The sequence below is a fragment of the Micromonospora arida genome (assembly GCF_003857035.1).
Taxonomy (GTDB): Bacteria; Actinomycetota; Actinomycetes; order Mycobacteriales; family Micromonosporaceae; genus Micromonospora; species Micromonospora arida.
Window position 1 is genome coordinate 1 of the sequence record NZ_QGSY01000222.1, and the last position, 4,173, is coordinate 4,173.

At 70.7% G+C, this 4,173-nt stretch carries 4 protein-coding genes; 1 reads left to right on the plus strand and 3 read right to left on the minus strand.

Annotation, left to right across the window (positions count from 1 at the left end; genetic code table 11):
• Nucleotides 1-462: 462 nt before the first annotated feature.
• Nucleotides 463-777, minus strand: a complete 315-nt coding sequence (locus DLJ58_RS21720) for a MazG-like family protein (protein WP_124858846.1) — start codon at nucleotides 775-777, stop codon at nucleotides 463-465.
• Between the two features lie 189 nt (nucleotides 778-966).
• Here DLJ58_RS21720 and DLJ58_RS21725 point away from each other — a divergent pair, with 189 nt between their 5' ends.
• Nucleotides 967-2,337: an alpha/beta hydrolase family protein gene (locus tag DLJ58_RS21725; RefSeq protein ID WP_124858847.1), complete on the plus strand. Its 1,371-nt coding sequence runs from the start codon at nucleotides 967-969 to the stop codon at nucleotides 2,335-2,337.
• 63 nt (nucleotides 2,338-2,400) lie between these two features.
• Here DLJ58_RS21725 and DLJ58_RS21730 read toward each other — a convergent pair whose 3' ends face one another.
• Both DLJ58_RS21730 and DLJ58_RS21735 read right to left on the minus strand, forming a co-directional pair.
• Nucleotides 2,401-3,114: a hypothetical protein gene (locus DLJ58_RS21730; protein WP_124858848.1), complete on the minus strand. Its 714-nt coding sequence runs from the start codon at nucleotides 3,112-3,114 to the stop codon at nucleotides 2,401-2,403.
• Between the two features lie 570 nt (nucleotides 3,115-3,684).
• Nucleotides 3,685-4,110 (minus strand): VOC family protein, encoded by a 426-nt coding sequence (locus tag DLJ58_RS21735; RefSeq protein WP_244219073.1) that lies wholly within the window; start codon nucleotides 4,108-4,110, stop codon nucleotides 3,685-3,687.
• Between the last annotated feature and the right edge of the window lie 63 nt (nucleotides 4,111-4,173).

Consider the following 4,173-nt stretch of genomic DNA (forward strand, 5'->3'; position numbering starts at 1 on the left):
ATTCCGGGGTGGCCCACCTACCGGGCACCCTCACCGTGGTGCCTGCGGTCGTTCGTGGGGACTGTAACGACCGGGCGGAGGCTGGCATTCCAACCTGCGCGACCAGACCCCCAAGGGTCGGGCGGCGGGTCGGTGGTGCTGCGATCGTCAGGGTATGTAACGACCCCGGCCCGGCCATGATTCCGGCCCACGAGTGCGCCCGGTCACCACCCACAAACACCCGCCACCAGACAAACCACCCACCCACCGCCGGGGCCACAGCGCCAAACCGGCGCCCGCCGGCGTGATCCACTCGGGTTCACGGAAGTCGGGGCATCCCAGACTCCCAGACACCGCGACATCAAGGAACCCGAGTCGATCACGAATGAAGCGACCGGCGCACAACGCCCAATGCGGTCAACGTTCACGCACCGGTCGGCCGGCGGGAAGGGTGGACGGAGGTGAGCGGGCGCTACGGGACGGTTATTGGCCCGTCAGGCGGGAGCGCACCTTTGCGGCGCAGGTGTCCAGAGCCGTCTGCGCGTCCAGCCCGAGGCTTTCGATGGCCACCAACGCGGTGAAGGCGACGTCGGCCAACTCCGCCGCGACGTCCTCGCGGGTGTGGGTGACACCCTTGCGCGGATTCTGCCCGAGCAGACCGATCCAGGCGGCCGAGGCCTCCCCCGCCTCCTCGGTGAGCTTGAGGATGCGGCAGGTCAGCTCGGTCTGCCCGGTGCCGTTCGCCGCGTCCAGCCAGCCGCGTGACGCTCGGGCCGCCGCCCAGATCGACTCGTCCACGACGACCAGTCAACCCGATCGACCCACCGGCCCGAACGACCGGGTAGGGCTGGACGATCGAGTTGACCGGCGGGTCAGCGAACCCATTGACACTGGTCGACAGCGGTTCTAGGTTCAGGGCGCTACCGGCCGGTAGGCAACCGTCCCGCTGGTCGCCCCCGGGCGACAACCGTCCGATGGGGAGCATCGATGCTGTCCACACCCGTTCGTACCCTCCGCCGCCTGCTCGCCGCCGCTGCGACGCTGACCCTCGCGGTCGGACTGGCCGGTGCCGCACCGGCCAGCGCCACCGGTCGCGACGCGAGGGGCGGCGAGCCGCTGCCCGGCTACACCATCGAGAATCCGCCGTTGGCGCCGCTGATCGTGGGCGGCAAGCCGACGACGGTACGCCAGGGCGTGCACCGCCACGCCGGGTACATCATCGAGGTTCCCGCCCGGTGGAACGGCGACCTGGTGTTGTGGGCGCACGGCTACCGCGGCCAGGGCACGGTGCTCTCGCCGGAACCGCCGGCGTTCGGGCTGCGCCAGCGCCTGCTGGAGCAGGGGTACGCCTGGGCGTCGTCCTCGTACGACCGCAACGGCTTCGACATCCGCTCCGGGGTGCTGGGGACGAAGGATCTCGCCGACCACTTCGGGCGGACGGTCCGTCGACCGCAGCACACCTACGTCGCCGGGGTGTCGATGGGTGGGTACGTCATTGGTCGTTCACTTGAGCAGTACCCCGGCTTCTACGACGGCGCGATGCCGATGTGCGGTGTGCTCGGTGATCAGACGCTGCTCGACTTCTACCTGGACTACAACCTGGTCGCGCAGTCGCTCGCCGGAGTACCGGCCTATCCCACGCCGGCTGACTATCTGACCAACGCGGTGCCCCGCATCCAGGTGGCGCTCGGTCTGGCCGGGCTGGCCCCCACCGGGCCGGACACCACCACCGAGCGGGGCAAGCAGCTGCGGGCGATCACGGTGAACCGGTCGGGCGGGCCGCGTCCGGGAGCCGACGCCGCGTTCGCGGTCTGGAAGGACTTCCTCTTCTCGATCAGCGTGCCCACCGGGAGCGGCAACTCCCCCGCCCAGCGGCCGGGTCAGCTGTCCACCAACCTGCTCACCCGCTACGCCCCGAACAGCCCGGTGAACGTCAACGCGACGGTGCAGCGGGTCGCCCCGGAAAACCTGCGGCAGCGGCTCCTGCCGACGCTGACCGAGGTGCCGCGGATCGCCGGCCGCCCGACCGCGCCGGTGCTCAGCCTGCACGGTCTCGGCGACCTGTTCGTACCGTTCAGCATGGAGCAGGCGTACGCCAGCGACGTGGCGCGGAACGGTCGCAGCAGGCTGCTGGTCCAGCGGGCGATCCGGGCCACGCAGCACTGCGAGTTCACCCCGGCGGAGGCCGGCGCCGCCTGGGACGACCTGGTGTCCTGGGTACGCACCGGCAAGCGCCCGGCCGGCGACACCGTGACCGACCCGGCTGTGGTGGCCCGACCCGACTACGGCTGCCGTTTCAGCGACCGGGACGCGTACACGGCCGGGGTCGGCACCCGTCGCCTCTACCCGGCCTGCTGAGGTACGCGGACACGAAAAACCGGCCGGCTCCCGTGAAGGGCCGGCCGGTCTCGTGTGCGGGTGTCACCAGATCTGCTGGACGATGTCCGCCGCCTGCTCCTCCCACTGCGCGTACGCGTACGGGAAGGCGGAGACCTGCACGGTCTGCGCGGCGGCGGTCAGCGGCAGGTCCTGCCAGCCGCCGACGTTCTTGAGTGCGGTGAAGAACGCCGTGGCGGCGTACTCCGGGTCGGTGATCTGGTCGGGCGTGCCCCAACCGGACGACGGACGCTGCTGGAACAGGCCCTGCGAATCGTGGTCGTTGTACGCGCCGAGGTGGCCGAGGTTGTACAGCTTCGACTCCTGCAGCGAGGTGGCGATGCCGATCACCGCACCCCGGTCACCGACGCCGGTCTTCTTGGCGGCGTCGACGATGGCCCGGGCGTTGGCCAGCTGCGCGTCGTCGAGCGGTACGCGCGACTGCGCGCCCTCGATGCCGTGCGGGATCAGCTGGGCGCGGCTCGGCTTGCCGGCCGGCGGCTTGCCGGTGGCGGAGCCGGTGGTCAGGCCCGACTCGACGGGCTGCTCATCCTGGCGTGCCGAGGTGGCGGCCTTGCCGGTGGCGAGGTCGATGGCGGCGACGGCGCCCTGGTGCGGTCCGGAGGTGACCGGGGCGGCGGCTGCGGTCGGCGCGAGCGCCAGACCGCCGAGGGCGGCAACACCCGCCACGCTCAGCGCGGTCTTGCGGTACGAGTCCTTAGCGATGGCGGGGAGCCATCGAGTGAAGTCGGCCTTCACGATGGTTGCCCTTTCGATCGTGCGAAGCGCTCCGGGGTGAACGCTCCTCGGGAGATGACCGCGGACAGGGTTTGGGCTCCGGCGGTACGGGGGACACAACCGGGTTCACCTGTCGGGCATTCCGGAATTGCCCGAGGCTCCGCCCGGTGGGATCCCGGTCACACGCAGAGTCGGACATGGCGGCCCTGCGAACATCAGGCCAGACGGCCGTGACGCAGGGTGTTTTCGGAACCGGGGCGCCAATATCCGAACGCCACCCTTTGCTCTGCTTACTAATACGCACCGGTCACGTTCCGTGACTGCGGTGAGAGACCTCCGCGGCTGGTGGAAAGTGCCCATTCGCAGCTCGTGGGACATGGCGCATATAGGTAAGCAGAGCAAAGGGGCCATGCAGGGTGACGGGAGGCAGACAGCGAGCGGTTCGTCGCTACCGTGGGTGAGCCGTCTAGGTCAGCACGCGGTTGACGTAGCCGTGCGGCTCGCCCTGGCGGACGAGAACGCGCCAGAGCTGTTCGGGGTGCCGGAGGGTCTCGATCGACAATGTCCCGGGCCGCCCACTGCCGAACTCAGTCAGCTGTCGCCGTCACCTTCGGGCTCCGCATCCCGCGCCCCGACGCCCTCGTCCGGCCTGAGGAGTTCCTGGAAGATGGTGATCTGGAGCCCGGCGGGGGCGTCGAGGCGGGAGTTGAGTGACTGCCACGGCGTACGCGTCGGCGGCGCGATCTCGCTCGCACCGGCGGCCACCAGTCGGGTGGTCGTCGCCTCCGTGTCGTCCACCTCGAAGGCCACCCGGATCCGCGGCGCGACCTGCCGACCCACCTCGACCTCGTCGATCAGGCGTTTCTGAGCGGGGTTGGCGATCTCCAGGGTGGCGCGGCCGGCGTCCAGGATCACCACCCGCGCATCCCCCTCGCCGCTGAACGCCGCCTCCTCCGGCAGGCCCAGCGCGTCGCGGAAGAACGCGACGGCGGCCTCGTGGTCGGTGGCCTCCACCACGAGGCGCAGTTGACGGACCGCGGCGGCGGGGGCGGGCGAGTCGGCGGGGGCGGACGAGTCGGC

What these genes read in the sequence shown, in the direction of transcription:
- DLJ58_RS21725 (WP_124858847.1), top strand. Translation starts at nt 967, where the DNA reads ATGCTGTCCACACCCGTTCGTACCCTCCGCCGCCTGCTCGCCGCCGCT.